The sequence below is a fragment of the Streptomyces sp. GESEQ-35 genome (assembly GCF_017948485.1).
GTDB lineage: Bacteria > Actinomycetota > Actinomycetes > Streptomycetales > Streptomycetaceae > Streptomyces.
In genome coordinates, this window is the sequence record NZ_JAFFSX010000011.1 from 1 (window position 1) to 26,049 (window position 26,049).

At 69.1% G+C, this 26,049-nt stretch carries 19 protein-coding genes; 13 read left to right on the forward strand and 6 right to left on the reverse strand.

The window, feature by feature from the left end; genetic code table 11:
- Nucleotides 1-344 precede the first annotated feature (344 nt).
- Together KCH87_RS21970 and KCH87_RS21975 are read left to right on the forward strand one after the other, a co-directional pair.
- Nucleotides 345-2,141, forward strand: a complete 1,797-nt coding sequence (locus tag KCH87_RS21970; RefSeq protein ID WP_210587912.1) for a glycosyltransferase family 2 protein — start codon at nucleotides 345-347, stop codon at nucleotides 2,139-2,141.
- A 3-nt stretch (nucleotides 2,142-2,144) separates the two neighbouring features.
- The gene (locus KCH87_RS21975; RefSeq protein ID WP_210587913.1) at nucleotides 2,145-4,079 is read left to right on the forward strand and encodes a kelch motif-containing protein; all 1,935 of its coding nucleotides are present in this window, start codon (nucleotides 2,145-2,147) and stop codon (nucleotides 4,077-4,079) included.
- 28 nt (nucleotides 4,080-4,107) lie between these two features.
- On the opposite strand, the gene KCH87_RS21980 is transcribed toward KCH87_RS21975, so the two are convergent.
- The gene (locus tag KCH87_RS21980; protein WP_210587914.1) at nucleotides 4,108-5,115 is read right to left on the reverse strand and encodes a glycoside hydrolase family 6 protein; all 1,008 of its coding nucleotides are present in this window, start codon (nucleotides 5,113-5,115) and stop codon (nucleotides 4,108-4,110) included.
- Between the two features lie 157 nt (nucleotides 5,116-5,272).
- On the opposite strand from KCH87_RS21980, the gene KCH87_RS21985 reads away from it, so the two are divergent.
- The 3 genes from KCH87_RS21985 (at nucleotide 5,273) to KCH87_RS21995 (ending at nucleotide 7,945) form a co-directional block, all read left to right on the forward strand.
- Nucleotides 5,273-5,782: a MarR family winged helix-turn-helix transcriptional regulator gene (locus KCH87_RS21985; protein WP_210587915.1), complete on the forward strand. Its 510-nt coding sequence runs from the start codon at nucleotides 5,273-5,275 to the stop codon at nucleotides 5,780-5,782.
- Between the two features lie 43 nt (nucleotides 5,783-5,825).
- Nucleotides 5,826-6,164 (forward strand): DUF3817 domain-containing protein, encoded by a 339-nt coding sequence (locus tag KCH87_RS21990; protein ID WP_210587916.1) that lies wholly within the window; start codon nucleotides 5,826-5,828, stop codon nucleotides 6,162-6,164.
- Between the two features lie 80 nt (nucleotides 6,165-6,244).
- A complete protein-coding gene (locus KCH87_RS21995; RefSeq protein WP_210587917.1) occupies nucleotides 6,245-7,945 on the forward strand; it encodes a methylmalonyl-CoA mutase in 1,701 nt (566 codons plus the stop codon).
- Here the strand turns inward: KCH87_RS21995 and KCH87_RS22000 are convergent.
- On the reverse strand, nucleotides 7,942-8,580 hold the full coding sequence (locus KCH87_RS22000) for a TetR/AcrR family transcriptional regulator (protein WP_210587918.1): 639 nt from the start codon (nucleotides 8,578-8,580) through the stop codon (nucleotides 7,942-7,944). The two genes, KCH87_RS21995 and KCH87_RS22000, sit on opposite strands and share 4 nt — an antisense overlap.
- 203 nt (nucleotides 8,581-8,783) lie before the next feature.
- Here KCH87_RS22000 and KCH87_RS22005 point away from each other — a divergent pair, with 203 nt between their 5' ends.
- The 6 genes from KCH87_RS22005 to KCH87_RS22030 all read left to right on the forward strand — a co-directional run bounded on the left by KCH87_RS22005 (nucleotide 8,784) and on the right by KCH87_RS22030 (nucleotide 17,665).
- Entirely contained in the window at nucleotides 8,784-9,761 is a 978-nt protein-coding gene (locus KCH87_RS22005) for a tetratricopeptide repeat protein (protein WP_210587919.1), read from the forward strand.
- A 648-nt stretch (nucleotides 9,762-10,409) separates the two neighbouring features.
- Nucleotides 10,410-11,060 carry a DUF6230 family protein gene (locus KCH87_RS22010; RefSeq protein ID WP_210587920.1) on the forward strand — a complete coding sequence of 217 codons (651 nt, stop codon included), beginning with the start codon at nucleotides 10,410-10,412 and terminating at the stop codon, nucleotides 11,058-11,060.
- A gap of 119 nt (nucleotides 11,061-11,179) precedes the next feature.
- A complete protein-coding gene (locus KCH87_RS22015; RefSeq protein WP_210587921.1) occupies nucleotides 11,180-11,743 on the forward strand; it encodes a DUF6114 domain-containing protein in 564 nt (187 codons plus the stop codon).
- Complete coding sequence (locus KCH87_RS22020) at nucleotides 11,733-13,070, forward strand: hypothetical protein (protein WP_210587922.1); 1,338 nt, start codon at nucleotides 11,733-11,735, stop codon at nucleotides 13,068-13,070. The genes KCH87_RS22015 and KCH87_RS22020 overlap by 11 nt, the downstream gene beginning before the upstream one ends.
- 451 nt (nucleotides 13,071-13,521) lie before the next feature.
- Entirely contained in the window at nucleotides 13,522-17,172 is a 3,651-nt protein-coding gene (locus KCH87_RS22025; RefSeq protein ID WP_210587923.1) for a DUF4160 domain-containing protein, read from the forward strand.
- The gene (locus KCH87_RS22030; RefSeq protein WP_210587924.1) at nucleotides 17,162-17,665 is read left to right on the forward strand and encodes a hypothetical protein; all 504 of its coding nucleotides are present in this window, start codon (nucleotides 17,162-17,164) and stop codon (nucleotides 17,663-17,665) included. The genes KCH87_RS22025 and KCH87_RS22030 overlap by 11 nt, the downstream gene beginning before the upstream one ends.
- A 267-nt stretch (nucleotides 17,666-17,932) precedes the next feature.
- Here the strand turns inward: KCH87_RS22030 and pyk are convergent, their stop codons facing one another.
- The 3 genes from pyk to pta all read right to left on the reverse strand — a co-directional run bounded on the left by pyk (nucleotide 17,933) and on the right by pta (nucleotide 22,736).
- Nucleotides 17,933-19,360, reverse strand: coding sequence for a pyruvate kinase (gene pyk, locus KCH87_RS22035; protein WP_210587925.1), 1,428 nt, complete (start codon nucleotides 19,358-19,360; stop codon nucleotides 17,933-17,935).
- Nucleotides 19,361-19,434: 74 nt separating this feature from the next.
- Nucleotides 19,435-20,649: an acetate kinase gene (locus KCH87_RS22040; RefSeq protein ID WP_210587926.1), complete on the reverse strand. Its 1,215-nt coding sequence runs from the start codon at nucleotides 20,647-20,649 to the stop codon at nucleotides 19,435-19,437.
- Nucleotides 20,646-22,736 carry a phosphate acetyltransferase gene (gene pta / locus KCH87_RS22045; RefSeq protein WP_210587927.1) on the reverse strand — a complete coding sequence of 697 codons (2,091 nt, stop codon included), beginning with the start codon at nucleotides 22,734-22,736 and terminating at the stop codon, nucleotides 20,646-20,648. The genes KCH87_RS22040 and pta overlap by 4 nt, the downstream gene beginning before the upstream one ends.
- A 208-nt stretch (nucleotides 22,737-22,944) precedes the next feature.
- Here pta and KCH87_RS22050 point away from each other — a divergent pair, with 208 nt between their 5' ends.
- Nucleotides 22,945-23,970: an ATP-dependent 6-phosphofructokinase gene (locus KCH87_RS22050; protein WP_210587928.1), complete on the forward strand. Its 1,026-nt coding sequence runs from the start codon at nucleotides 22,945-22,947 to the stop codon at nucleotides 23,968-23,970.
- Between the two features lie 85 nt (nucleotides 23,971-24,055).
- The gene (locus KCH87_RS22055) at nucleotides 24,056-25,357 is read left to right on the forward strand and encodes a DUF3500 domain-containing protein (protein ID WP_210587929.1); all 1,302 of its coding nucleotides are present in this window, start codon (nucleotides 24,056-24,058) and stop codon (nucleotides 25,355-25,357) included.
- Here KCH87_RS22055 and KCH87_RS22060 read toward each other — a convergent pair.
- Complete coding sequence (locus tag KCH87_RS22060) at nucleotides 25,329-26,045, reverse strand: XRE family transcriptional regulator (protein ID WP_374199015.1); 717 nt, start codon at nucleotides 26,043-26,045, stop codon at nucleotides 25,329-25,331. The two genes, KCH87_RS22055 and KCH87_RS22060, sit on opposite strands and share 29 nt — an antisense overlap.
- Nucleotides 26,046-26,049: the final 4 nt, after the last annotated feature.

A 26,049-nucleotide genomic window follows, 5' to 3' on the forward strand; every position in this document is an offset into this window, starting at 1 on the left:
GGCGGGCGGGGGGCGGGCCGCCCCCCCCCCCCCCCCCCCCCCCCCCCCCCCCCCCCCCCCCCCCCCCCCCCCCGCCCCCCCCCCCCCCCCCCCCCCGCCCCCCCCCCCCCCGCCCCGTCCCCGACCCACCACGAACCGAACCGAACCGCGCCACACGCACCACGACCCACCCGCGCCACCCGCACCCCCCCCCCCCCCCCCCACACGCACCCCCCCCCCCCCCCCGCTCCCCGCCGGACGGCACCCGGCACCCACCTGGACGCGCCCAGTTCGACACACCCTCAAAACTCCACTTTTGTATGGGTATCGACTAGTTCGATCACCCCACACAACTGGAGGACGCTGTGCGGCAGCCGGAGGGCTACGACTACGACACCCACAGCCGACTGGCGGGACCGCTCAAGGAGCCGTCGGACAAGGCGTACCGGGTGCAGTACACATCGCTCCTCGCATGCGAGCCGCACCGAATACGCGCGATCCTGCTCATGACCCTCGCGCCGATATTCACCGGCGTCCTCCTCGTCTACCTCATCTGGCCCAGCCACTGGGTGGAACGCGAGGGCGGCGAAGAATGGTTGACCGTTCTCGACGTCGCCATGCTGATCTGCATCGGGCTCATCGAGCTCTTCATGGTCGTCAACGTCGCCTCCGTAGCCCACGCCACGATGGTCGCCCGCGACCCGGTCCCGGTGGTCCCCGAACCCGGCACCCGAGTCGCCTTCCTCACCACGTACGTCCCGGGCAAGGAACCCCTCGACATGGTCCGCGCCACCCTCGAAGGCGCGACCCGCATCCACCACACGGGCCCCCGGGACATCTGGCTCCTCGACGAGGGCGACGACGACCAGGCGAAGGCCCTCTGCGCCGAACTCGGCGTACGGCACTTCACCCGCCGAGGCGTCCCCGAGTGGAACAGACCGGACGGCGTCCACAAGGCCCGCACCAAGCACGGCAACTACAACGCCTGGATCGCGATGCACGGCGACGAGTACGACTTCTTCGCCTCCGTCGACACCGACCACGTCCCGCTCCCCAACTTCCTGGAGCGGATGATGGGTTACTTCCGCGACCCGGACGTCGCCTTCGTCGTAGGCCCCCAGGTGTACGGCAACTACCACAACCCCGTCACAAAGGCGGCAGAGTCCCAGCAGTTCCTCTTCCACGCGCTGATCCAGCGCGCAGGCAACCGCTACCGGGCCCCCATGTTCGTAGGCACGAACAACGTCGTACGAATATCAGCGGTCAAACAAATAGGCGGCCTCTACGACTCGATCACCGAGGACATGGCCACAGGCTTCGAACTCCACCACACCCGCAACCCCAAAACCACCAACCACTGGCGCAGCGTCTACACCCCGGACGTACTGGCGGTAGGTGAGGGCCCGGCCTCGTGGACGGACTTCTTCACCCAGCAGATGCGCTGGTCGCGCGGCACCTACGAGACGCTGATCAAGCAGTACTGGAAGGCCCCCGGCAAGATGCCCCCCGGCCGCTTCCTCTCGTACACGCTGATGCTGGTCTACTACCCGATGACGGCGGTCAACTGGTTCCTCGGCATCCTCAGCTGCATTCTCTTCCTCTGGTTCGGCGCATCCGGCACTCAAGTAGCCGCCTCCGTCTGGCTGATGCTCTACAGCGACGCGGCCGCGCTCCAGATAGGCCTCTACCTCTGGAACAGGCGCCACAACGTGTCCCCGCACGAACCACAGGGCTCCGGCGGCCTGGCCGGCATGGCGATGTCGGCCCTTTCGGCCCCGATCTACCTCAAGTCGTTCGGCGAAGCCCTGCTCCGCCGCCCCAGCCGCTTCGTAGTGACCCCGAAGGGCGACGACGCCAGCCCCGACCGCCTGCTCACCTTCCGCATCCACCTCTTCTGGGCGGCCCTCCTGGCGACCTCCCTCGCCGCGTCGGTGTTCCTCGACCACACCCATGCGGCGATGCGCACTTGGGCGTTCCTGGCCATGGCGATCTCCCTCGCCCCGGTGGCCGTATGGTGCTCGACCCTCCTCAAGGAGCGCAGGGAGCGGCCGCCACTCCACGTACTGCACGCACCGCCGCGCAGAGGCGACAGCGCCGAACCCGCTCTCGCCGGCAACAGCGCGGGCACCACGGTCTCCAGCTCCACGACAGGAGGTAACTAGGCCATGGCCTACAGCCCCTCTCAGAAGACCAAGAAGACAGTGTTCGGCATCGGCGGCATAGTCGTCCTGCTGGGCCTCAACGCCCCGGCCGCGCTGGACTTCGCCGGCGCGCAGTACCACGCGTACAAGATCGCCCAACCCTCGTACCAAGCCCGGTACGGCAGTTGGACCCAGGTGGACATCCCCGAGGAGTACCGCACCAACGCCATCCACGCGGCGCTCCTGCACACCGGCAAGGTCCTGATCGTCGCGGGCTCGGGCAACGAACAACGGAAGTTCAACAAGGGCTCGTTCGACACAGTCCTCTGGGACCCCAAGGCGAATACGTTCAAGAAGATCGACACCCCCGACGACTTCTTCTGCGCGGGCCATGCCCAACTCCCCGACGGCCGCCTGCTGGTGGCGGGCGGCACCGCCCGCTACGAACTCCTCGACGGCGAGGTCGATCGAGCCGCCGGCGGTATGCGGGTGAAGAACGAGAGCCCGAACAAGGCGATGTTCCTGAAGAAGGGCACCGTCTTCCGCTCGCCCGCCGGAGTCGAGTACGTCTCCCGGTTCGACGTCACGGTCCCGAAGGCCCGTGCGCTCACCGACGGCCGCACCGGACGGACGACCAGGGTCACCGCGAGCGAGGTCCGCGTCTTCGTGGAGGCGGTCGAGAAGGGCCCGCTGTCCGTCACCGAGAGGCAGGCGCAGTACGAGATCGTCGGCCTGACCGGCAAGGACGCGAACAACACGTACGGCCTCTCCGAGCGGATCAGCTTCGACAAGCAGGACTTCCAGGGCATCCGCGCCGCCTACGAGTTCGACCCGAAGGCCGAGCGGTACGTCACGGTCGACCCGATGGACAAGGCCCGCTGGTACCCGACCCTCGTCGGCCTGGAGGACGGCCGGGTCCTCGCCGTCTCCGGCCTGGACGACCTGGGCAAGATCGACCCCGGTGACAACGAGATCTACGACCCGAGGACCAAGAAGTGGTCACCGGGCCCGAAGCGGTACTTCCCGACGTACCCCGCCCTGTTCCTCACCAAGGGCGGCAAGCTCTTCTACCCGGCCTCGAACGCCGGTTACGGCCCCGCCGACAGGGGCCGCGAGCCGGGCCTGTGGGACCTGAAGACCAACACCTTCCAGTACGTCCCGGGCCTGCGCGACGCCGACGAGACCGAGACGTCGGCCTCGCTCCTCCTCCCGCCGGCCCAGGACCAGAAGGTGATGCTCCTCGGCGGCGGAGGCGTCGGCGAGTCCAAGAAGTCGACGCAGCGCACGGCCGTGGTCGACCTCAAGAAGGACAACCCCGTCTTCGAGGACGGCCCCGACCTCCCCCAGGGCACCCGCTATCTGAACAGCGTGATCATGCCCGACGACACCGTCTTCACCTCGAACGGCTCCGAGGACTACCGGGGCCGCAGCGCCAGCAACATCCTCAAGGCGCAGTTCTACGACCCGAAGGGCAACGTCTTCCGCGAGGCCGCGGCGCCGATGGTCGGCCGCAACTACCACTCCGAGGCGCTGCTGCTGCCCGACGGCCGGGTCGCCACCTTCGGCTCCGACCCGCTCTTCGACGACCAGCAGAACACCAAGCTGGGCCACTTCGAGCAGCGCATGGAGATCTTCACGCCGCCCACCCTGCACAAGAACGGCAAGAACCGTCCGGCCCTCGGCGGCGGCCCGCGGCAACTCGACGGCGACCGCCGCGCGACGTTCACCACCGCCCACCCCGAACGCATCACCACAGCCCGTCTGATGCGCCCGAGCGCGGTGACGCACACCACGGACGTGGAACAGCGCTCGATCGCACTCGGCCTCACCAGGACGGGCAACTCGGTCACCGTCGACGTACCGAACGACCCGACCCTGGTCCCGCCCGGCTGGTACATGCTGTTCGTGACGGACGCACAGGGCACGCCGTCGGAGGCGAAGTGGATCCAGGTCGAGTAGCCGTGCAGGGGCCGCCTACTCCTTGGCGCTACTCCTTGGCGTTGCGCGCCAGCTCCAGCGCGTACTCCGGCCACCACTGCCCGGCGTTCGGTCCCCCCTCGCACGTCCCGTCCGACTCACCGGGCCGCTTGACCCACACGTAGGCGTCCAGGGCGGGCTCGCCGGTGTCGAAGGTGGGCGGGGTGCCCAGGGCCCTGTCCGGCGGGTTGCACCACTCGCCGGGCAGCGGTCCGTTGCCGTTGCGGCTGGTGTCGATGACGAAGTGCTTGCCGCCGAGGTCCGCGGAGAGCCGGAGGCCGTACTCCTTGGTGACCTCGTCGGTCTGGAAGTTGGAGACGTTGAGGGCGAAGCCGTCGGCGCGGGCGATCCCCGCCCGGTACAAGCGCTGGACCAGCTGGCCCAGCTTCTGGGGATCCCTGATCCAGGCCGGGTTGCCGGCGTCCAGGTACACCTTCGTGCCGGGCTGCCGCTTCAGCCGGTCGATCGCCTCGCCCAGCAGTGCCTCGCGCTCGCCGTGGTGGATGCCGGGCGTGCAGCCGTCCACGATGTGCGCGACCGCGTCGGGCTCCAGGACCACCAGAGCCTTGGCCTTGCCCAGCGCGGCCGCGAACTTCTCGATCCACGTCCGGTAGGCGTCCGCGTCCGCGGCCCCGCCCGCCGAGTGCTGCCCGCAGTCCCGGTGCGGGATGTTGTACGCCGCGAACAGCGCCGTCCGCCCTTCCCGGCGCGCGGCCGTGGCGGCCTCGGTGACCGGCACGGTCGGGTCGTTCTCACCGGCCGGCCACAGCGCGGCGGGCCGGTCGGCGATGCGCCTGAGCAGTTCGGCGTCCCTGGTACGGCCCTCCTCCTGCCATGTCTCGATCTGCTGGGCGGCGGGGCTCTCCGGGTCGACCCAGAACGGCGAGGCGGGCGCGAGGTCCGCCTTCCCGGAGGCGGCGCCGGCGACAGAGGCCTCGTCGATGTCGGGCGCGGACGTACAGCCCGCCGCGAGCCCGAGCACCGCGAGAGCCGCGAGGGCGTGGATCAGCCGGGACATGCTGCCCCCTAGGGCGAAGGTGACGTTTAGTGACAACTCATAAGCAATCGTTGCATAGTGGACAGTGCTCGACCGGCATCGCAATGCCGGGAAGTGCGGCGGACCGAAGGGCGAGACGGGGCTGACCGCCATATGACCGGCCGGTAAGGTCTGGGGCGTGCCGAAGCCGCTCAGCCTTCCCTTCGATCCCATCGCCCGCGCCGACGAACACTGGAAGCAGCGCTGGGGAAACGTACCGTCGATGGCCGCGATCACCTCGATCATGCGCGCACAGCAGATCCTGCTCGCCGAGGTCGACGCCGTGGTCAAGCCGTACGAGCTGACGTTCGCGCGCTACGAGGCGCTGGTGCTGCTCACCTTCTCCAAGGCCGGCGAGCTGCCGATGTCCAAGATCGGCGAGCGGCTCATGGTGCACCCGACGTCGGTGACGAACACCGTGGACCGCCTCGTGCGGTCGGGCCTGGTGGAGAAGCGGCCCAATCCGAACGACGGGCGCGGCACCCTCGCCACCATCACCGACAAGGGCCGCGAGGTCGTCGAGGCCGCCACCCGTGACCTGATGGCGATGGACTTCGGACTCGGGGCGTACGACGCCGAGGAGTGTGCCGAGATCTTCGCGATGCTGCGGCCGCTGCGGGTGGCCTCCGGCGACTTCGAGGAGGGGTAGCCCGGGGCAAGATCTCCCGGAACCGGCCGTTACGCTCGACGGCATGAAAAAAAGCGTGCTGACCCGCTATCGCGTCCTGGCCTACGTCACCGGTGTGCTGCTCGTCCTGCTGTGCCTCAGCATGATCGCCAAGTACGCCCTCGACGTCGACGGTGCCGCCGACTTCACCCGGGTTGTCGCCATCGCGCACGGCTGGCTGTACGTCCTCTACCTGGTCTTCGCCTTCGACCTGGGCTCCAAGGCGAAGTGGCCGGTCGGCAAGCAGCTCTGGGTTCTGCTCGCCGGGACCGTTCCGACCGCCGCCTTCTTCGTCGAGCGGAGGATCAGCCACGAGCTGGAGGCCGAGGTGGCCGAGGATTCGCCGGCGGTCGCGAAGGCCTGACCTGCGGCGCACCAGGACGTTGATAGGACGTCCTAGTAAACGGTCGACATTTACTAGGACGTCCAAGTAAATTCGATGGTATGGACGCTGACGCCATCGAGGAAGGCCGCCGTCGCTGGCAGGCTCGCTACGACGCTTCGCGCAAGCGCGACGCGGACTTCACCACGCTCTCCGGCGATCCCGTGGAGCCTGCGTACGGGCCCCGGCCCGGGGACACGTACGAGGGCTTCGAGCGGATCGGCTGGCCCGGAGAGTACCCCTTCACCCGCGGCCTCTACCCGACCGGCTACCGCGGCCGGACCTGGACCATCAGGCAGTTCGCCGGCTTCGGGAACGCCGAGCAGACGAACGAGCGCTACAAGATGATCCTGGCCAACGGCGGTGGCGGCCTGTCCGTGGCCTTCGACATGCCGACCCTCATGGGCCGCGACTCCGACGACCCGCGCTCCCTCGGCGAGGTCGGGCACTGCGGGGTGGCCATCGACTCGGCGGCGGACATGGAGGTCCTGTTCCAGGACATCCCGCTGGGTGACGTCACGACGTCGATGACGATCAGTGGTCCGGCCGTCCCGGTCTTCTGCATGTACCTGGTGGCGGCCGAACGACAGGGCGTCGACCCCGCCGTCCTGAACGGCACACTCCAGACCGACATCTTCAAGGAGTACATCGCCCAGAAGGAGTGGCTCTTCCAGCCCGAGCCGCACCTCCGCCTGATCGGCGACCTCATGGAGTACTGCGCGTCCGGCATCCCCGCCTACAAGCCGCTGTCCGTCTCCGGCTACCACATCCGCGAGGCCGGATCGACGGCGGCGCAGGAGCTGGCCTACACGCTGGCGGACGGGTTCGGGTACGTCGAACTGGGGCTGTCGCGCGGCCTGGACGTGGACGTCTTCGCCCCCGGCCTCTCCTTCTTCTTCGACGCCCATCTCGATTTCTTCGAGGAGATCGCCAAGTTCCGCGCCGCGCGCCGGATCTGGGCCCGCTGGATGCGGGACGTGTACGGCGCCCAGTCCGAGAAGGCGCAGTGGCTCCGCTTCCACACGCAGACCGCCGGCGTCTCCCTGACGGCCCAGCAGCCGTACAACAACGTGGTGCGTACGGCCGTGGAGGCGCTGGCGGCGGTGCTGGGCGGCACGAACTCGCTGCACACCAACGCCCTGGACGAGACCCTCGCGCTGCCCTCCGAGCAGGCCGCGGAGATCGCGCTGCGGACGCAGCAGGTCCTCATGGAGGAGACCGGGGTCGCCAACGTGGCCGATCCGCTGGGCGGTTCGTGGTTCGTCGAGCAGCTCACGGACCGCATCGAGGCCGACGCGGAGGCGATCTTCGACCAGATCAAGGAGCGGGGCCTCAGGGCGCACCCCGACGGACAGCACCCGATCGGCCCGATCACCTCAGGGATCCTGCGCGGAATCGAGGACGGCTGGTTCACCGGGGAGATCGCGGAGTCGGCCTTCCAGTACCAGCGGTCGCTGGAGAAGGGCGACAAGAGGGTTGTGGGCGTGAACGTCCATCACGGGTCGGTGACCGGGGATCTGGAGATTCTGCGGGTCAGTCATGAGGTGGAGCGGGAGCAGGTTCGGGCGCTGGGTGCCCGTAAGTCCGCGCGGGATGACGACGCCGTTCGGACCGCGCTCGATGCGATGCTCCAGGCCGCGCGCGACGGTGGCAACATGATCGGGCCGATGCTGGACGCCGCACGCGCGGAGGCCACGCTGGGCGAGATCTGCGGGGTGTTGCGGGAGGAGTGGGGGACGTATACGGAGCCCGCCGGGTTCTAGGCTTCCTTCTGGACCTCGTCGGCCGAGGTCAGCCCCAGTAGGAGGACGCGGGTAAAGCTCCGGACCCACTCCTCGTCGGCCGGTTCGGCGCTGACCAGGCAGCGGTGGACGACCGCGCCCGCGACCATGTCGAAGATGAGGTCGACCGTGCGCGCAGCCTCCCCGGGATCTGTCTCGGGAGGCAGCTCGCCGCGGGTCTGGGCCCGGGCCCGGCCTTCCAGCACCAACCGCTTCTGGCGGTTGACGATCGACGCACGGATGCGTTCGCGGAGTGCGTCGTCGCGGGTTGATTCGGCGAGGACCGCCATCAGTCCGCTCTTCGCCTCCGGACGGGCCAGGATTGCCGCAAATTGCAGCACGACTCCCTCGATGTCGGCCGCGAGGCAGCCGCGGTCGGGGAGTTCCAGTTCGTCGAAGAGTTCGGCGACCGCGTCGACCACGAGTTCGTTCTTGCCGGCCCAGCGGCGATAGAGCGTCGTCTTCGCAACCCCGGCGCGCGTAGCCACGTCTCCCAGCGTGAGCTTGGACCAGCCCAGCTCCACCAGGGCCTCCCGCGTGGCCGCGAGGATCGCGGCGTCAGCGGCGGCGCTGCGCGGGCGTCCTGTGGCGCGTGGGGCGGAGGTGCGGCTCTGCATCCCATGACCATAACCGGCGGTTCCTGTGGGGCCGTGAGGGAGATCACCGGATAGAGGTGTCCTGGAGGCACCCGATGCCATTACGCTACGACCCGTAGCGAAACCACTGGTGTGGGGTGGGGACCCGGCGCCGAGACCAACACCGCACGACCGGCTTTCACAACGCTTTTCACACACGCGCGAGAACGGGGGAGGATGTACGCATGCAGCCACGGAACATGTCCATGAGCGGAGTCGTCGACCTCGCCGCGGTGAAGGCGGCCCAGGAGGCCAAGGCGAAGGCGGAGCAGGCGCGCGCCGAAGCGGCCCGGGAGGGCGGCGGGGGAGGAGCCGTCTCGCCGGCCGACCTCGTCATCGACGTCGACGAAGCCGGGTTCGAGACGGATGTACTCCAGCGGTCCACCGAGGTGCCGGTCGTCATCGACTTCTGGGCCGAGTGGTGCGAGCCCTGTAAGCAGCTGAGCCCCGTCCTGGAGCGGCTGGCCGTCGAGTACAACGGACGCTTCGTCCTTGCCAAGATCGACGTCGACGCCAATCAGATGCTGATGCAGCAGTTCGGGATCCAGGGGATTCCCGCTGTGTTCGCGGTCGTCGCCGGGCAGGCGCTGCCGCTCTTCCAGGGGGCCGCCGGCGAGGCGCAGATCCGGCAGACGCTCGATCAGCTCGTCCAGGTCGCCGAGCAGCGCTTCGGGCTCACCGGCCTGGCCGTCGACCCGGAGGCCGATCCCGGCGCCGTCCAGGAGGCTCCCACGGTGCCGGTGGGACCGTACGACGCACTGCTCGAAGCCGCCGTACAGGCTCTGGACGCGGGTGACTTCGGCGGTGCCGTCCAGGCGTACAAGAACGTGCTGAGCGACGACCCGGGCAACATGGAGGCCAAACTCGGCCTCGCTCAGGCCGAGTTGCTCCAGCGGGTGCAGGGGCTCGACCCGGCGCAGGTACGCAAGGACGCCGCCGAGAAGCCGGGTGATGTCGAGGCGCAGATCGCCGCCGCCGACCTGGATCTGGTGGGCGGGCATGTCGAGGACGCGTTCGGACGGCTCATCGACACCGTGCAGCGCACGGCGGGCGACAACCGGGAGTCCGTACGGGTCCGGCTGCTCGAACTCTTCGAGGTGGTCGGCGCCGACGATCCACGCGTCGTCGCGGCGCGCAGGGCGCTGGCGCGCGCCCTGTTCTGACCGGGGCGAGGGCCCGGTTCTGACCAGTCGCTAAACGCTGGGGCATGTGATGCCCGAGTGAAAGATTTGCCGATGGAGTGCCACTGCGGCCGCGTTTTACCAAAACTTGGTAATCGCGGCCGCTGTTACTGCGAGTAAGTCGGCGGCGTTGATCTGTCGGAATCTGTCCATCGATCAACAGCTTTGTCCACCCCCCAGGTGCCACCCAGCGTTGCCACCCGAGACCCGAGGGTCGTTGTTCGGTTATCCGGCCGTTACTAGCCAGTAACGAACCCCCTTGTGCGGGCGGCGAGAATGCACCACGATCGGCGACGCTCGGTCCATTCCCGTACCCCGACAGCCGGTTGGGTCGACGGGAGTCCAGGGTCCCCACCGAGTAGAGCCGGCGGCAGTGGCGCCGGCTCTTGGGCAGGGGGGTCTTCGCCTACCGGCGAAGCCTGTCCAGCAAGGTTGTGCGTGATGTGTGTCAGGCGCGACCAGTGGTTGTCGCTCGGGGGTGATCGCCGGTGATCGAGGCGCGTTTCGCGCTTCCGGGCGCGGGCGCTCCCCTTCCCGAGGACGTAGCACTTCTCCCATCCCTGCCCGGCTGAGCAGTCGAGTCGACTGGGGCAGTCAGGGCCGGAGATGTACGTCCGAGAAGGAGGAAATATGGAGTCCCAGGTGCGTGGCGGGACGAGATGGAAGCGGTTCGCTGTGGTGATGGTGCCCAGCGTTGCCGCCACGGCAGCGATAGGTGTTGCCCTCGCTCAGGGTGCTCTCGCCGCGTCGTTCAGTGTGTCGGGTCAGTCGTTCAAGGTCAGCGCGGACTACCTCGAAGGCAAGGGGTTCACGCAGTACGGCGCGATTGACACGGGTAAGAGCCTCGACGGCAAGTCGACGGAACACCACCCGGTTGCGGTGTCGGCGTTCTCGGATGCCCGTATCAAGAACATGTGCCAGTCCGTGATCACGCCGATCCCGCTGATCGGGAAGAACGTCACCCTGAGGCTGACGGCGGGTAACAGCGGGGACGAGGACAAGCAGGTCTCGGCCTCGAACCTGTTCATCGACGTCGAGAACCTCGATTCCACGAAGGCCGTGTTCCACGGCATCGACATCGGTGTGGCTGCCGGTAGTGCCTCCAAGGGCCCCGGCATGAAGGGTGGCAAGGAGCAGGCCAACCCCAACGGCTTCGCCCAGCAGGCGGATTCGGTGGAGCTGTACGGCGTGGAGCAGACGGCGTGGGCGACCACTGCCGGCACGTTCACGCTTCCCGGACTCAGCATGAAGCTGTCCGTGGGATCCAACCCGTGCTACTAGGCACTCGGTGACGGGCGGGGGAGCTGCGAGGCGCCCCCGCCCGTCCTCTCTGAAGGCCAGGCCTTCACGAGCACCACAAGTCATCACCACAGAAACGCCGCACCAGGGAGCTGTTTTCCATGAGCGCCGAGACTCCTGCCGCGTCCGGTCAGTTCACTCGCCGGAGGTTGCAGTTCCGCGCCTGGCGGGGCAATCGCCCGTTCTGGGCCGGCCTGTTCGTCCTGCTCGGCGGCTTTCCGATCATGTACTTCCCGTACGCGCACCTCCAGCTCGGTCATCTGACGCTGGCCATGTCCACGACGGCGGGCGCCGGTTCGTTGATCATCGGTGTGCTGCTCGTCGTACTGGGCGTCAGCCTCTGGTTCCAGAAGCACATCCGCACCTTCGCGGGTGTCGCGGCGATCCTGCTGGCGCTGGTGTCCCTCCCTGTGTCCAACTTCGGCGGCTTCGTCATCGGCTTCCTGTTCGCCCTCTTGGGCGGCGCGATGGCCGTGTCGTGGGCGCCGGGCGTGCCGCCCGAGGCGGCGCCCACGGAGGGCACCACGGGAGCCGGCGACGCGCCCATGGCCATGGACCCGGACACCACGATCCTCAAGCCTGTGGTGGACGGGATGGGTGGGCCGAACGACCTGTCAGGAACGAGCCCGGCGAACGGGGCGAACGGGAGGCACAGTGCCGGCTGACGAGGTGACCCACGGGGCTGATGTGGACGAGCCCCGTGTGAGAACCGGGCCGCGCCACGCGGCACCCAAGAAGCCGCTGTTCACCAGGTTCCACGTGCCTGCCGGCAAGGCGATAGCCCTCGCGGCGATGCCGACGGCGGTCCTCATGGGGATGGGGTTCACGCCGAAGCTTGCGCTCGCCGACGACCAGCCGTTGTCGAACAGCCAGAAGGCCGACGAGTACAAGGACTGTGTCGCGGCCCTGGAGGACGAAGCGTCGGCCGGCGCGAGTCCGTCGACGTCGGCCTCGGCGAGCGAGTCCGCCGAGGAGGCGGAGCCGTCGCCCTCGGCGTCCTCGACCGGGGACGACTCGGACGCCACGGAGGGCAACTCCTCGGGCGGCAAGGACTCTTCGTCGGATTCAGGTTCCGACGACGGGGCAGAGCCGACGCCGTCCGCCACCGCGAGCGGGTCCGGCGGCTCGGAGTCGGGCGGCGACACCGCTACGGCTACGCCCTCGCCGTCCGAGAGCGGCGGCGGCCTGCTGGAGGGCATCGGCGAGGCGATATCCGGGATCTTCACCGGCGGTGAAAGCGCCTCCGCGAGCCCGTCGCCGTCGGCGACCCCGTCGGCCTCCGCCTCCGAGAGCGCGAAGGCCTCGTCGGACGACGCCGTCAAGGAGACCACCGACAAGGTCACCGACACGGTCGAGAACACCGTGAAGGACACGACCGACACGGCGTCGAAGGCAGCTGAGGACACTCAGAAGACAGTCGAGGACGCGCAGAAGGCAGTCGAGAAGGCGGCCGAGGCTGCCGAAGGGGCCACCGAGTCCGCGACCCCGAGCCCCTCCGCGAGTTCCACCACGAACGCCGACGACTGTCCGGCCGCCACCGACGAAGAGGGCGGCGTCGACAACAAGGTGCTGCTGCCGGACGACCCCTGGTACCTGGACGCCAGTTCGCTGCTGCTGAAGGGTGCCGACTACCAGGGCGTGGTCGAGGTGAAGACCGCCAACGGCACCAAGAAGAAGGTGCTGAAGTACGTCATCTCCGACGGCACCGAAATCGGGGATCTGCACCAGACGGTCAAGGACAAGCAGTCCGGCAAGACCTACCACGTGGCCGCGGACGAGGGCACGAAGTCCACCATCAGCGACGGCAAAACGACCATGTACACGGAGTCCATCTCCGGGAACCTGTTCGGTCTGGTCCCGATCACGTTCGACCCGGAGAACCCGCCGCCGTTGAACATCCCGCTGATCTACTTCACCAAGGTGAAGGTCGTTCAGGCCGGCCAGTTCGGCGGCACGCTGACCGTGCCGGGGCTGAGCAGCTGGCAGGACTGAGCGCCACCCTCCTGAGCCTCTCCGGGAGCCGCAGAGGACTGTGCCCCCGCCGGGTTTCGACCCGGCGGGGGCACAGCCATGTGCGGGAGGGGCGGCAGTAGAACGCGTGGGCGAATTAGGGGTTCCGAAAGGACTTTCTCGCTGCCATGATGATCGAGTCCCCGTGGGGAGGGGGCGCGGGGGGCGCGTGTTGACCGCACGCGGCATGGACGGGGATCACTCAACTTCCTGACTTTTCCTGCGCGGCAGGCTGCCGGTGTCACCACCGGTCGGCCTCGATCGGCGATTCGCCATGCCTTCTTCCTGCTGGGACGGGACCGACCATCCCGACCCGACCAGTCAGACAGGCATCGACGTGCGAACAACTCGAAGAAGACCTCAACGAAGGCAGGCGCGACGGGGTTTCGCGGCCGTCGGGCTCGCAACAGCCGCCGCTGTGCTCTGCGGACTGGTGTCCGCCGTCCCTGCGTCCGCCGACGAACCGGGGGACAACCCGACCGATCCGTACGCGCGCAGCCTCCGCGTCAGCCTGGGCGCCCTGGCACGCCAGGACCGCTGCCAGGTGGGGCGGGCCGTGCACTTCGGCGGGCCGGAGATGAAGACGTACGCGGCGACCAAACTCGCGGGCCCGGACACTGATCTGCGCACGGTCGTGGCGAACTGGACCTTTGGTGAACTGGGCGATGCCCACCGACGGGACAGCGACGCGGGTCTGGCCGACCTGCACGCCTACCGGGAGCGCCAGGACAAGCTGAACACCACCAACAAGCCCTACGCCTCGGTGAATTCGCAGGGCGGCCGGGACTACTGGGCACCCGACTTCGGCAAGGACATCGTCGCCTTCACCCTCGGGACCCAGAAGGATCTGTACGACAGGACGTGGGAGAACCCGACGCCGAGGCCCGGCCAGGCCTCGCTGGACCAGGCCAAGAAGGTGCTCGACGCGTTCGGCACCGGCAACGACGCGTGGGCCTCCGCGTACAAGGACGTCGCCGGGAGGGAGTTGCTCGACACCAGCAACCTGGGCTACTCCTCGGCGAATGACGTCGCGACCTTCCTGCGCTTCGGCGGCTTCCCGACCAAGGCTCCCGAGCCGGACTCGCTGGAGTTCCGCACCGAGGTCGAAGCACTGAAGCAGGCCTGGGCGGCCTGCGACAGCGCCAACCCGATCGACCACTACCGGGTGCTGACTGGAGCGGTCGTACAGGCCTACTCGGAGTGGGAGTCGGAATATTCCGGCCAGGCCGAGCAGCGCAAGGCGATCGTCACCGCCGAGGCCGCCGCGGCGAAGGAGACGCGGGCCGCGACCGGCGCGATGATCGAGGCGGTCCGGCAGGCCTGGCAGGCGGACCAGATCCTGTACTGGCAGAAGTACTGGGCCGCGCACAAGGACTCGATCAGCTACCCGACGAAGGCCGAGTTCACCAAGGCCACGACGGACCTGAACACGGCGAAGGCCAAGGCCGCCGCACAGGTGGCCGTGGCGGACGCGGCGGCCGCCCGGGCCAAGACGGCCGCCAGTACGGTGACCGCCCAGCAGCAGAAGGCATGGGAGATCGCCGACGCCGCGAAACTCCCCCGTGGCCGCGGTCTGCTCTACGCGCAGCAGTCGGTTCAGGTCACCAAGGCCTCGGCCGCTGCCACCCAAGCGGCAGCGAAGGCCACGCTCACCGCGTCGAACGCGGCGAAGGCCACCGTGGCCGACTCCCAGACGCTGCTGGCGCTGGCGAAGACTCAGACGCATGCGCTGAACACCGAGTTCCGCAAGACGGCGGCCCTGGAGGCCAAGGTCCAGGCCAAGGCAGCCGCCGAGTCGGCGGCCAAGCTGGCTGCCGAGGCCGCGGCCAACGCCACGACCGCCAAGAACGCCCGCGCGACCGCCGAGAAGGCTGAGCGGACGGCCGGGGAGCAGGCCGCCGAGGCCAAGCGGCAGCGCGGGATCGCAGAGGCCGAAAAGGCCACCGCCGAGCGGGAGCGCGACATCGCGGCGAGCGAGCGCCTGAAGGCCGGCGCCGCCGAGGAGCGAGCGCGGGGTGAGCAGGACAAGGCCCGTCAGGCCCGTACGTCCGCCGAGACGGCCGGCTCGACGGCGGCGGAGAGGCTCGCGGCGGCCGAGGATGCCGAGCTGCGGGCATACACGGCGCGAAACCAGGCGGTCAAGGCCGAGCACGAGAAGAACGCCACCGCCTCCCGGGCGGCGGCTCTGGAGTCGGCCGCAGCCGCTGCCGAGGGCACTGCGGCCGCGGCCGAGACTCGGCAGGCGGCCGCAGAGGCACGTGGAGCAGCCAACGAGGCGGCGGGAGCGGCTTCCCGGGCCCGTGCGGCGGCCGACGAGGCAACCACGGCGGCGGTGAACTCCCGAGCGGCGGCGACCCGTGCGGAAGGTGCGGCCAAGCGTTCCCGGTCCGCCGCCGAGGCGTCCCAGTCGGCGTACGCGAAGACGCACGCGGCTGCTGCCACAGCGCACGCTGCAGCGGCCGAGGCGATCGACGCGGCCGCGGCCGCGAAGGAGAACGCCAGGAAGGCGGACGCCGAGGCCAAGAAGGCCCAGGCCGCCGCGATCACCGCGCGCAAGGAGGCCAGCGCGGCGGTGGCCGAGGCCGCCAAGACGGCCATGTGGGCGGCGAAGACCGCCGGGTACGCGGCCGCCACGGCCCAGTACGCGCAGGCCGCCCGGGACTCCGCGACCGCGGCGACCAAGGCGGCCGACGAGGCGATCAGCATCGGCTCCCCGTACATCGAGACCGACGCCTCGGCCGCGTACGCGGTGCTGATCGGGCAGACCTCCAAGACGCTCGCCGAGCAGCAGGCCAGCGCAGCCAAGGCCAAGTCGGACGAGGCGAAGAAGGCAGCGGCGCAGGCCAAGGCGCTGGCGGACAAGGCCGCCGGAGACGCGAAGATCGCCCTCCAGGCGGCGGCCGACGCCGCGGACTACGCGGTGCAGGCGGTCAACTCCGCCGCCGCGGCCAATGCTTCCGCCACCGCTGCGGCGACCGATGCCGCCGCTGCGAAGAAGGCCGACGCGAACGCCCAGAAATACGACCAGCAGGCGGGCACCGACGCTTTCTACGCCAATTTCGCCGCCAACGAGGCCGAGTCGGCGGCCGCCCAGGCCGACCGCGACGCCACGGAGGCCGAGAAGGACGCGGCCGGCGCCCGTTCCGCCGCTTCCGCCGCCGAGTCCGACGCCGCCATCGCGGATCAGGTCGCCACACAATCCGAGTCGGACGCGGTCAAGGCCGAGAAGGCGGCGTCCAACGCGGACGGCGCGGCCAAGGAGGCGGACGCCGCCGCCACCCGCGCCGAGGCGGAGGAGAGGGAGCGGGAACGGAAGGCCGCCCAGGCCCTGCTGGAGGAAAACGGCTCCGGCGCCGGTTCCGACCTCACGGCCGATGACGAGTCGCTGCTCCTGGACGGCTGCGGACCGGAGTGCGTCGAGGAGTTCCGGGAAGCCAGGGCGCTTGCCGGACAGGACGTCGTGGGGTGGATCAAGGCCAACGGCGGCGAGATCCTGCTCGAGTACATCGGTGTGCCCGACATCAAGCGGTGCTTCACCGAAGGCGATGTCGAAAGCTGCCTGTGGACTTTGGTGAATGCCGTCGGCGCAGCGATTCCCGTCCTCAAGTTCCCTGCTGTGGCCAAGGCCGTCGTACGCGTCGCCACGGGCATCACCGGCTTCCTGGAGAAGTCGGTGACTGCCAAGCGGACGCTGGACAAGATGCGCACCCTTATCAAGGACATCCGTGAGGGGAGGGTGAAGACGTGTCCGGCGAAACCCAAGGCTCTGGCGGCACCATCCGTCAAGGGCCTGACCGCGTGGTCCGCCTCCGCACCGGCTGCGGCAGGCGCCGACTATCCGGGCGTCGGTACCATCGTCAGCCAGGACGGTGTGAGGATCCAGATTTATTCGAACGATCACGCGCCGGCTCACGCACATGTGAAGGGCAAGGGCGACGAGGTCCGCATCGGCCAGAACGGCAAGCCGCTGGCCGGTGAGAAGGAACTGTCCAGACACCAGCTGGCCGTGGTCACCGAGAACATCCGCACGATCAGGGAGAACATCCGAGTCGCCATGGAGAGGTTCAAAGAGCGTGGTTGCTGATCCCTCCCCGGCCCTGGGCGAGGTGCTGCGGCAGCTCGCCCGGGCCGTCGGCCGGCACGAGGGCGATGCCTCGTTCGCCGACGGGCACGACCGCTGGTCCCTCTACCGTGTGGCGATGGACACCCCCACCGCACTGCCGCTGCTGTTCGAGGCGGTGTCTCTGGAGCCGGACGGTCCTCTGGCATCCGGAGTCGTCGGTGACGTACTGGAACGCGTTCCGGGGGACGAGCGCGAGCGATGGGTACGGATCCTCCCGCCGGCGGTGCGCGGCTTCTCTGAACGCCGGGCGCGGGACCTGGGGACCCTGGATTCGCTCAAGCAGGGCGCCATGTCGGCAGAGGCAACCGACGATCTCATCGATGGCTGGTCCGACTGGCTTCAATGGAGAGCGGTCCGTGTGACTGCCGACCAGGATGTCCTGCGTGTTGTCGCTCAAAAGGGCCGGACCAAGAGGATCAGGCAGGCCGCCGTGGATGCCCTCCGGCACCCCTGAGTGCTCCGCTGGAAGCGCCGCGATCGGACGTCGATTGTCTGCGGGCCCGTTGTGGCTGGTCGCGCCCATGCGGCGGAGCCGCATATCGACAAACGCAGCGCCTCTTGGGGACGCTGCCGAACCGCAGCGAACTGCGCAGGTCTGTGCCCCGCAGGGTCAACGCCCGGCGGGGCACAGACCCGTCCGGCTCATGAGACGCCCGAGGCGCCCCCCTGCCCACAGGGGGGCGCCCTCAGCACCGCGCAAGGGCCTTGTAGGGCCCGGGAGTTACTTCGCCTCGCCCCCCAGATGATGCACTCGCACCATGTTCGTCGTCCCCGGCACCCCAGGAGGCGACCCCGCCGTGATGATGAGGGTGTCGCCCGCGTTGAAGCGGCCCAGTTTGAGGACCTCGCCGTCGACCAGGTCGACCATTTCGTCGGTGCTGTTGACGAAGGGGACGACGTGGGATTCCACGCCCCAGCTCAGCGTGAGCTGGTTGCGGGTGGACTCGTCCGTCGTGAAGGCGATGATCGGCTGGGAAGCCCGGTAGCGGCAGAGGCGGCGGGCCGTGTCGCCGGACTGGGTGAAGGCGATCAGGCCCTTGCCGCCGAGGAAGTCGGCGATCTCGCAGGCGGCGCGGGCGACCGAACCGCCCTGTGTGCGCGGCTTCTTGCCGGGGACGAGGGGCTGGAGGCCCTTCGACATCAGCTCCTGCTCTGCCGCGACGACGATCTTCGACATCGTCTTCACGGTCTCGATCGGGTAGGCGCCCACCGAGGACTCCGCCGACAGCATCACCGCGTCCGCGCCGTCCAGGATCGCGTTGGCCACGTCGGACGCCTCGGCGCGTGTCGGGCGGGAGTTGGTGATCATCGACTCCATCATCTGGGTCGCCACGATCACCGGCTTGGCGTTGCGCCGGCACAGCTCGATGAGGCGCTTCTGCACCATGGGGACCTTCTCGAGCGGGTACTCGACGGCCAGGTCACCGCGGGCCACCATGACGGCGTCGAACGCCATCACGACGCCCTCCATGTTCTCCACCGCCTGCGGCTTCTCCACCTTGGCGATGACGGGGACCCGGCGGCGCTCCTCGTCCATCACCTGGTGGACGTCGTCGATGTCCTTGGCGTCCCGCACGAAGGACAGGGCGACCATGTCGCAGCCCATGCGGAGGGCGAAGCGGAGGTCCTCGACGTCCTTCTCGGACAGTGCCGGGACGTTGACGGCCGTGCCGGGCAGGTTGATGCCCTTGTGGTCGGAGACGACACCGCCCTCGATGACGATCGTCCTGACCCGCGGGCCCTCGACGTCCAGCACCTTCAGCTCGACGTTGCCGTCGTTGATCAGGACCTGGTCGCCGCGGGAGACGTCACCGGGCAGGCCCTTGTAGGTCGTACCGCAGATGTGCTTGTCGCCCGGGACGTCCTCGGTGGTGATGACGAACTCGTCACCGCGCTCCAGCTCGACGGGGCCTTCGGCGAAGGTCTCCAGGCGGATCTTGGGGCCCTGAAGGTCGGCGAGGACGCCGATGGCGCGGCCGGTCTCCTTGGAGGCGGCGCGGACACGGTCGTACCGCCCCTGGTGCTCGGCGTGCGTGCCGTGGCTGAAGTTGAAGCGGGCCACGTTCATGCCGGCGTCGATCAGCGACACGAGCTGTTCGTGGGAGTCGACCGCGGGGCCGAGAGTACAGACGATTTTCGAACGGCGCATGAGGGCGATCCTATCGGTTTGTTTCGCTGCGGAATATTCCGTCTGGCGGAAAATACAAAGGGGCGGGATACCGCTCAGGTGAGATTCCGAGATCCATTCACGAGCGCGTACGTCTGTGTCGCAATCTCCAGTTCCTCATCGGTCGGCACCACGGCGACGGCAACCCGCGCGGACTCCGGCGAGATCAGCCGCGGCTCGTCACTCCGTACGGCGTTCAGCTCGCCGTCGACCGTCAGGCCCAGCTCCTCCAGGCCCGCCACGGCAGCTTCCCGCACCGCGCTCGCGTTCTCCCCGACTCCCGCCGTGAACGCGACCGCATCCACTCTTCCGAGTACCGCGTAATAGGCGCCGATGTACTTCTTCAGGCGGTGAATGTAGATGTCGAAGGCCAGCCGCGCCTGTTCGTCACCCTCGTCGATCCGGCGGCGGATCTCCCGCATGTCGTTGTCACCGCACAGACCGATCAGGCCACTCTTCTTGTTGAGAAGAGTGTCGATCTCGTCCGTGGACATTCCGCCAACACGCATCAAATGGAAGATGACGGCAGGGTCCATGTCCCCGGACCGCGTACCCATCACCAGCCCCTCCAAAGGCGTCAGCCCCATGGAGGTGTCGACACATCGACCGCCCCTGACCGCCGAAGCGGACGCACCGTTCCCGAGGTGCAGCACGATCACGTTCACCTCTTCCGGCGACCTGCCCAGCAGCTCGGCGGTCGCCCGGGACACATACGCGTGGGACGTCCCGTGGAAGCCGTACCGGCGGATCCGGTGCTCGTCGGCGGTCTTCACGTCGATCGCGTAGCGCGCGGCCGACTCCGGCATCGTCGTGTGGAACGCGGTGTCGAAGACGGCGACCTGGGGCAGGTCGGGGCGCAGCGCCCGGGCGGTGCGGATGCCGGCGAGACCCGCCGGGTTGTGCAGCGGGGCGACCGGGATGAGCCGCTCGATCTCGGCGAGGACGGCGTCGTCGACGACGGTCGGCTCGGTGAAGAACTTGCCGCCATGTACGACCCGGTGGCCGATCGCGGCCAGCTCGGGGGAGTCGAGGCCCAGTCCGTCCTTGGCCAGCTCCGTCGATACGGCCTTCAGCGCGGCCTCGTGGTCGGCGATCGCGCCGGTCCACTCGCGGGCCTCGCCGCCCATCGGCGTGTGCTTGAGCCGGGAGGTCTCCTCGCCGATCCGCTCGACGAGGCCCACCGCGAGCCGGCTGCCGTCGCTCATGCCGAGCAGCTGGTACTTCACCGACGAGGAGCCGGAGTTGAGGACGAGGACGCGGGTCGCGCTCACTGGGCGGTTGCCTTCTCGGTCGGGGTCTGGGCCTGGATCGCCGTGATGGCCACGGTGTTGACGATGTCCTGGACGAGGGCACCGCGGGACAGGTCGTTGACCGGCTTGCGCAGACCCTGGAGGACGGGGCCGACGGCGATCGCGCCGGCCGAACGCTGCACGGCCTTGTAGGTGTTGTTGCCGGTGTTGAGGTCGGGGAAGATCAACACGCTTGCCTGGCCGGCGACTTCGGACTCCGGCAGCTTGGTGCGGGCGACGGTCGGCTCGACGGCGGCGTCGTACTGGATCGGCCCCTCGATCTTCAGGTCGGGCCGCCGCAGCCGTACCAGCTCGGTCGCCTCGCGCACCTTGTCGACGTCGGCGCCCGAGCCGGACGTACCGGTCGAGTACGACAGCATCGCGATCCGGGGCTCCACGCCGAACTGCCCGGCGGTGGCGGCGGACTGGATGGCGATGTCGCAGAGCTGCTCGGCGTTCGGGTCGGGGTTGACCGCGCAGTCGCCGTAGACGAGCACCTTGTCGGCGAGGCACATGAAGAAGACGGAGGAGACGATCGAGGCGTCCGGCTTGGTCTTGATGATCTCGAAGCCGGGACGGATCGTGGCCGCGGTGGAGTGCACGGACCCCGACACCATTCCGTCGGCCAGGCCCTCCTGCACCATCAGCGTGCCGAAGTAGTTCACGTCGGAGACGACGTCGTACGCCAGCTCCACGGTCACGCCCTTGTGGGCGCGCAGGGCCGCGTACTTCTCGGCGAAGGCGTCGCGCAGCTCGCTGGTGGCCGGGTCGATCAGCTGGGAGTCGCCGAGGTCGATGCCGAGGTCGGCGGCCTTCTTGCGGATCTGGTCGACCGGGCCGAGGAGGGTGAGGTCGCAGACGCCGCGGCGCAGCAGGACCTCGGCGGCGTGCAGGACGCGGGGCTCGGTGCCCTCCGGGAGGACGACCCGGCGCATGTCCGAGCGGGCCTGTTCCAGGAGCTTGTGCTCGAACATCATCGGGGTGACGCGGTCACTGCTCGGGGCGCTGACCCGCTTCAGCAGATCGCCGGTGTCGGCGTACCGCTCGAACAGGCCGAGCGCGGTCTCCGCCTTGCGCGGGGTGGCCGCGTTCAACTTCCCTTCCAGGCCGAAGAGTTCGGCGGCGGTGGGGAAGCTGTTGCCGGGCACCGAGAGGACCGGGGTGCCCGGGGCGAGACGGGCGGCGAGGGTCAGGACGTCGTCGCTGGGTACTTCGTCGAGGGTCAGCAGTACGCCCGCTATCGGCGGGGTGCCGGCGCTGTGCGCGGCGAGTGAGCCGACGACCAGGTCGGCGCGGTCGCCCGGGGTGACGACCAGGCAGCCCGGGGTCAGCGCGGGGAGGAAGCTCGGCAGCATCGCGCCGCCGAAGACGAAGTCGAGCGCGTCACGGGCGAGCCCGGAGTCGTCGCCGAGCAGCACCTTGGCACCGAGGGCGTGGCGGATCTGGGCGACGGTGGGCGCGGCGAGGGCGGGGTCGTCGGGCACGACGTAGCAGGGCACGGGCAGCCGGTCGGTGAGCCGCTCGGCGATCCGGTCGCGGTCCTCGCGGGCGACCCGGTTGGTGACCATGGCGAGGACGTCGCAGCCGAGGCCGTCGTAGGCGCGGTAGGCGTTGCGGGTCTCGGCGAGGACCGACTCGGCGGTCTGCCCCCGGCCGCCGACCACCGGGATCACGGACGCGCCGAACTCGTTCGCCAGCCGTGCGTTGAGGGAGAGCTCGTCGGGGAACTGGGTGTCGGCGTAGTCGGTGCCGAGGACGAGGACGACGTCGTAGTCACGGGTCACCAGATGGAACCGGTCGACGAGGGTGGAGACCAGCTCGTCCGCTCCCCGCTCGGCCTGGAGCGCGGAGGCCTCGTGGTAGTCCATGCCGTAGACCGTCGCCGGGTCCTGGGAGAGCCGGTACCGGGCGCGCAGCAGCTCGAACAGCCGGTCGGGTCCGTCGTGGACGAGGGGGCGGAAGACGCCCACCCGGTCGACCTGCCGGGTCAGGAGTTCCATGACCCCCAGCTCGACGACCTGGCGGCCGTCGCCGCGGTCGATACCGGTCACGTACACGCTGCGCGTCACGCGTGCTCTCCGTTTCGTCTGCTGGGTGTGTTCTCGCTGGATTTCCGGCTCACAAAAATCGCCCACCAGGGTGAGCAGAACCCTCTTGACAATACCCTTGCCGGTGGATAAGGCGCCCGTCAGCTCCGAGGAACCGACGTCACCCTGAGCGACGTGAAACAATCGGACTGGCTCACCGGTATCAACAGCGAGCAGGAGACACAGCACGATGCGTATCGGAGTTCTCACCGCAGGCGGCGACTGCCCCGGCCTGAACGCCGTGATCCGGTCGGTCGTGCACCGAGCGGTCGCGCAGTACGGCGACGAGGTGATCGGCTTCGAGGACGGGTACGCGGGTCTGCTCGACGGCCATTACCGCACCCTCGACCTGGACGGCGTCAGCGGCATCCTCGCCCGCGGCGGCACCATCCTCGGCTCCTCCCGGCTGGAACGCGACCGGCTCCGCGAGGCCTGCGACAACGCGCCCGACATCGCCCGTGACTTCGGCATCGACGCGCTGATCCCGATCGGCGGCGAGGGCACGCTCACGGCGGCGCGCATGCTGAGCGACGCGGGCCTGCCCGTCGTGGGCGTCCCGAAGACGATCGACAACGACATCTCCTCGACGGACCGGACCTTCGGCTTCGACACGGCGGTCGGGGTGGCCTCCGAGGCCATGGACCGCCTGAAGACCACCGCCGAGTCCCACCAGCGCGTGATGGTCGTCGAGGTCATGGGCCGGCACGCGGGCTGGATCGCGCTCGAGTCCGGCATGGCGGCCGGCGCCCACGGCATCTGCCTGCCCGAGCGCCCCTTCGACCCGGCCGACCTGGTCAAGATGGTCGAGGAGCGCTTCGCCCGCGGCAAGAAGTTCGCCGTCGTCTGCGTCGCCGAAGGCGCGCACCCCGCCGAGGGCTCCATGGACTACGGCAAGGGCGAGATCGACCAGTTCGGCCACGAGCGCTTCCAGGGCATCGGTACGGCCCTGGCGTTCGAGCTGGAGCGGCGGCTCGGCAAGGAGGCCAAGCCGGTCATCCTCGGCCATGTCCAGCGCGGCGGCACACCGACCGCGTACGACCGTGTCCTCGCCACCCGCTTCGGCTGGCACGCGGTGGAGGCCGCGCACCGGGGCGAGTTCGGCATGATGACTGCCCTGCGCGGCACGGACATCGTGATGGTGTCGCTTGCGGAAGCGGTCACCGAGCTGAAGACGGTGCCGAAGGACCGTATGGACGAGGCGGAGTCGGTGTTCTAGCCGCCGATCTCAACCCCACGGGTCCACCGGATTCTCACAGGTCGGATTCAGGGACGCTTCAGGTTCACCCAAGACCTTGGTCCGCATGCACGGACACCGACCACGCACCCCTGAAGCCGATCGCAGCCGCCGCTGGTTCATGAACAAGGCGCTGCTCGCCGGCGGCGTCGCCGCGGTGGCGACCATGACCGGCTGCTCCAACGTCTCCCCCGACTCGGCGAGCACGTCCTCGTCGTCCTCCGCCGCCCCGAGCGGCATGCCCTCCGGCGCACCCGGGGGCATGGGCCCCGGCGCCTCCGAGGTCAAGTACGCCGACTTCAAGGGCCTCACCACCGACGGCACCATCGTCGACGACCTGTACTCGATCCACTCCACCGACGTCTCCACCGACGGGATCGTCAAGGCCGCGCAGGCCTTTCTGGACGGGCTCTCCAAGACGCAGCAGAAGGCCACCCTGTTCGACATCCAGGCCGACGAATGGCTGGCCTGGAGCAACGTCGACGGCTACGAGCGCGAGGGCGTCCGCATGGGCGACCTCACCGAGAAGCAGCAGGGCCTCGGGTACGCGCTGCTCGGCAAGGCCCTGTCCGCCGACGGGCTCACCCAGACCCGCAACATCATGAAGCTCAACGCGTTCCTGGGCGACTACAACGGCGGCGGCAAGGAGACCCTCACCGAGGGCCACTACTACTTCACCGTCATGGGCACCCCGTCGACCACGAAGCCGTGGGGCTTCCAGTACGAGGGCCATCACGTCGCCATCAACTACTTCGTCCTGGGCGACCAGGTCGTCATGACGCCGACCTTCATGGGCTCCGAGCCGACCTCGGCGACCTACCAGGGCGAGAAGATCGTCACCTTCAAGAAGGAGACCACGGCGGGCCTGGCGATGCTGCGCACCCTGACCGAGGCCCAGCAGGCCGAGGCGATCTCCAGCACGGCGGAGAAGAGCGGCGCGGACATGAAGGCGGGCGCGGGCGCGGACAACCTGGAGCTCGCCTACGAGGGCCTGAAGTGCGCCGAACTCACCTCCGCGCAGCGGCAGAAGCTGCTCGACCTGGTCGGCGTCTACGTCGGCTACATGAACTCGGGGCACGCCCAGGTCAGGCTGGCGGAGGTCGAGGACCACCTCGACGAGACGTACTTCTACTGGATCGGCGAGACCAAGGACAGCTCGGCCTTCTACTACCGCGTGCACAGCCCGGTCGTCCTCATCGAGTACGACGCCCAGTCCCCACTGGCCTACGGCAACAAGGACAGCGGCGGCGGCATGGGCGGCCCGAACGGAACGCCGACCCAGCAGCACATCCACACCGTCATTCGCACGCCGAACGGCGGCGACTACGGCGTGGACCTGCTCAAACTCCATCTGGAGAACGATCACTGACCCGGATCCAGAAATGGTCCAGGATCCGGTCGAGGAAGTCGAGGCCGGACGCGCCCGATCCTTCCCCGCCGCCACCCCAGCTGAGCGTGGCGACCATCCGCCCCTGGTAGTCCTGGTGCAGCTCCTGGAGGGTGTCCTCCAGGAGGCGCCGGTCCAGGTGCACCATCTTCCCGACCGGCCGGACGTACGCCTGCCAGCGCGTCGTCACGGCGCCGCGCAGCAGCCCGGCCAGCTTCGGATTGCGGCCGGTGACGGTGACGAAGTCGGGGAGCGACAGATCGAGCAGTCCGGCCAGGGCGGAGGACTGACGGTCGGTGCCGCGCCAGTCGTCGGTCTCCTCCATCCGCATGTACGCGAGGAGTTCGAGCCCGACGGTACGGGCGACGTCCTCGGGCGCCAGCCCACGGGCGATGCGATGCTCGCGCAAGGTCCGCGGCTGCCCGATCAGTTCACCCGGTGAGCACCACAACACGCCTGCCAGCGCGGTGAGTTCCGGGCTGGTGGGGGTGAGGGCGCCGCGTTCCCAGGCGACGACGAGATCCGGGCTGACATACGGCAGCCCGTACGAGGCGCGCATGTCGTGGGCGACATGTTCGGGCCCCATGCCGAGAGCGGCACGGAGTCTGCGGGCGGCGGGGGCGTTGAAGGGGGGACCTGGCTGGTTCGGCAGAGCTTGGGGTCGGCGCACGGGC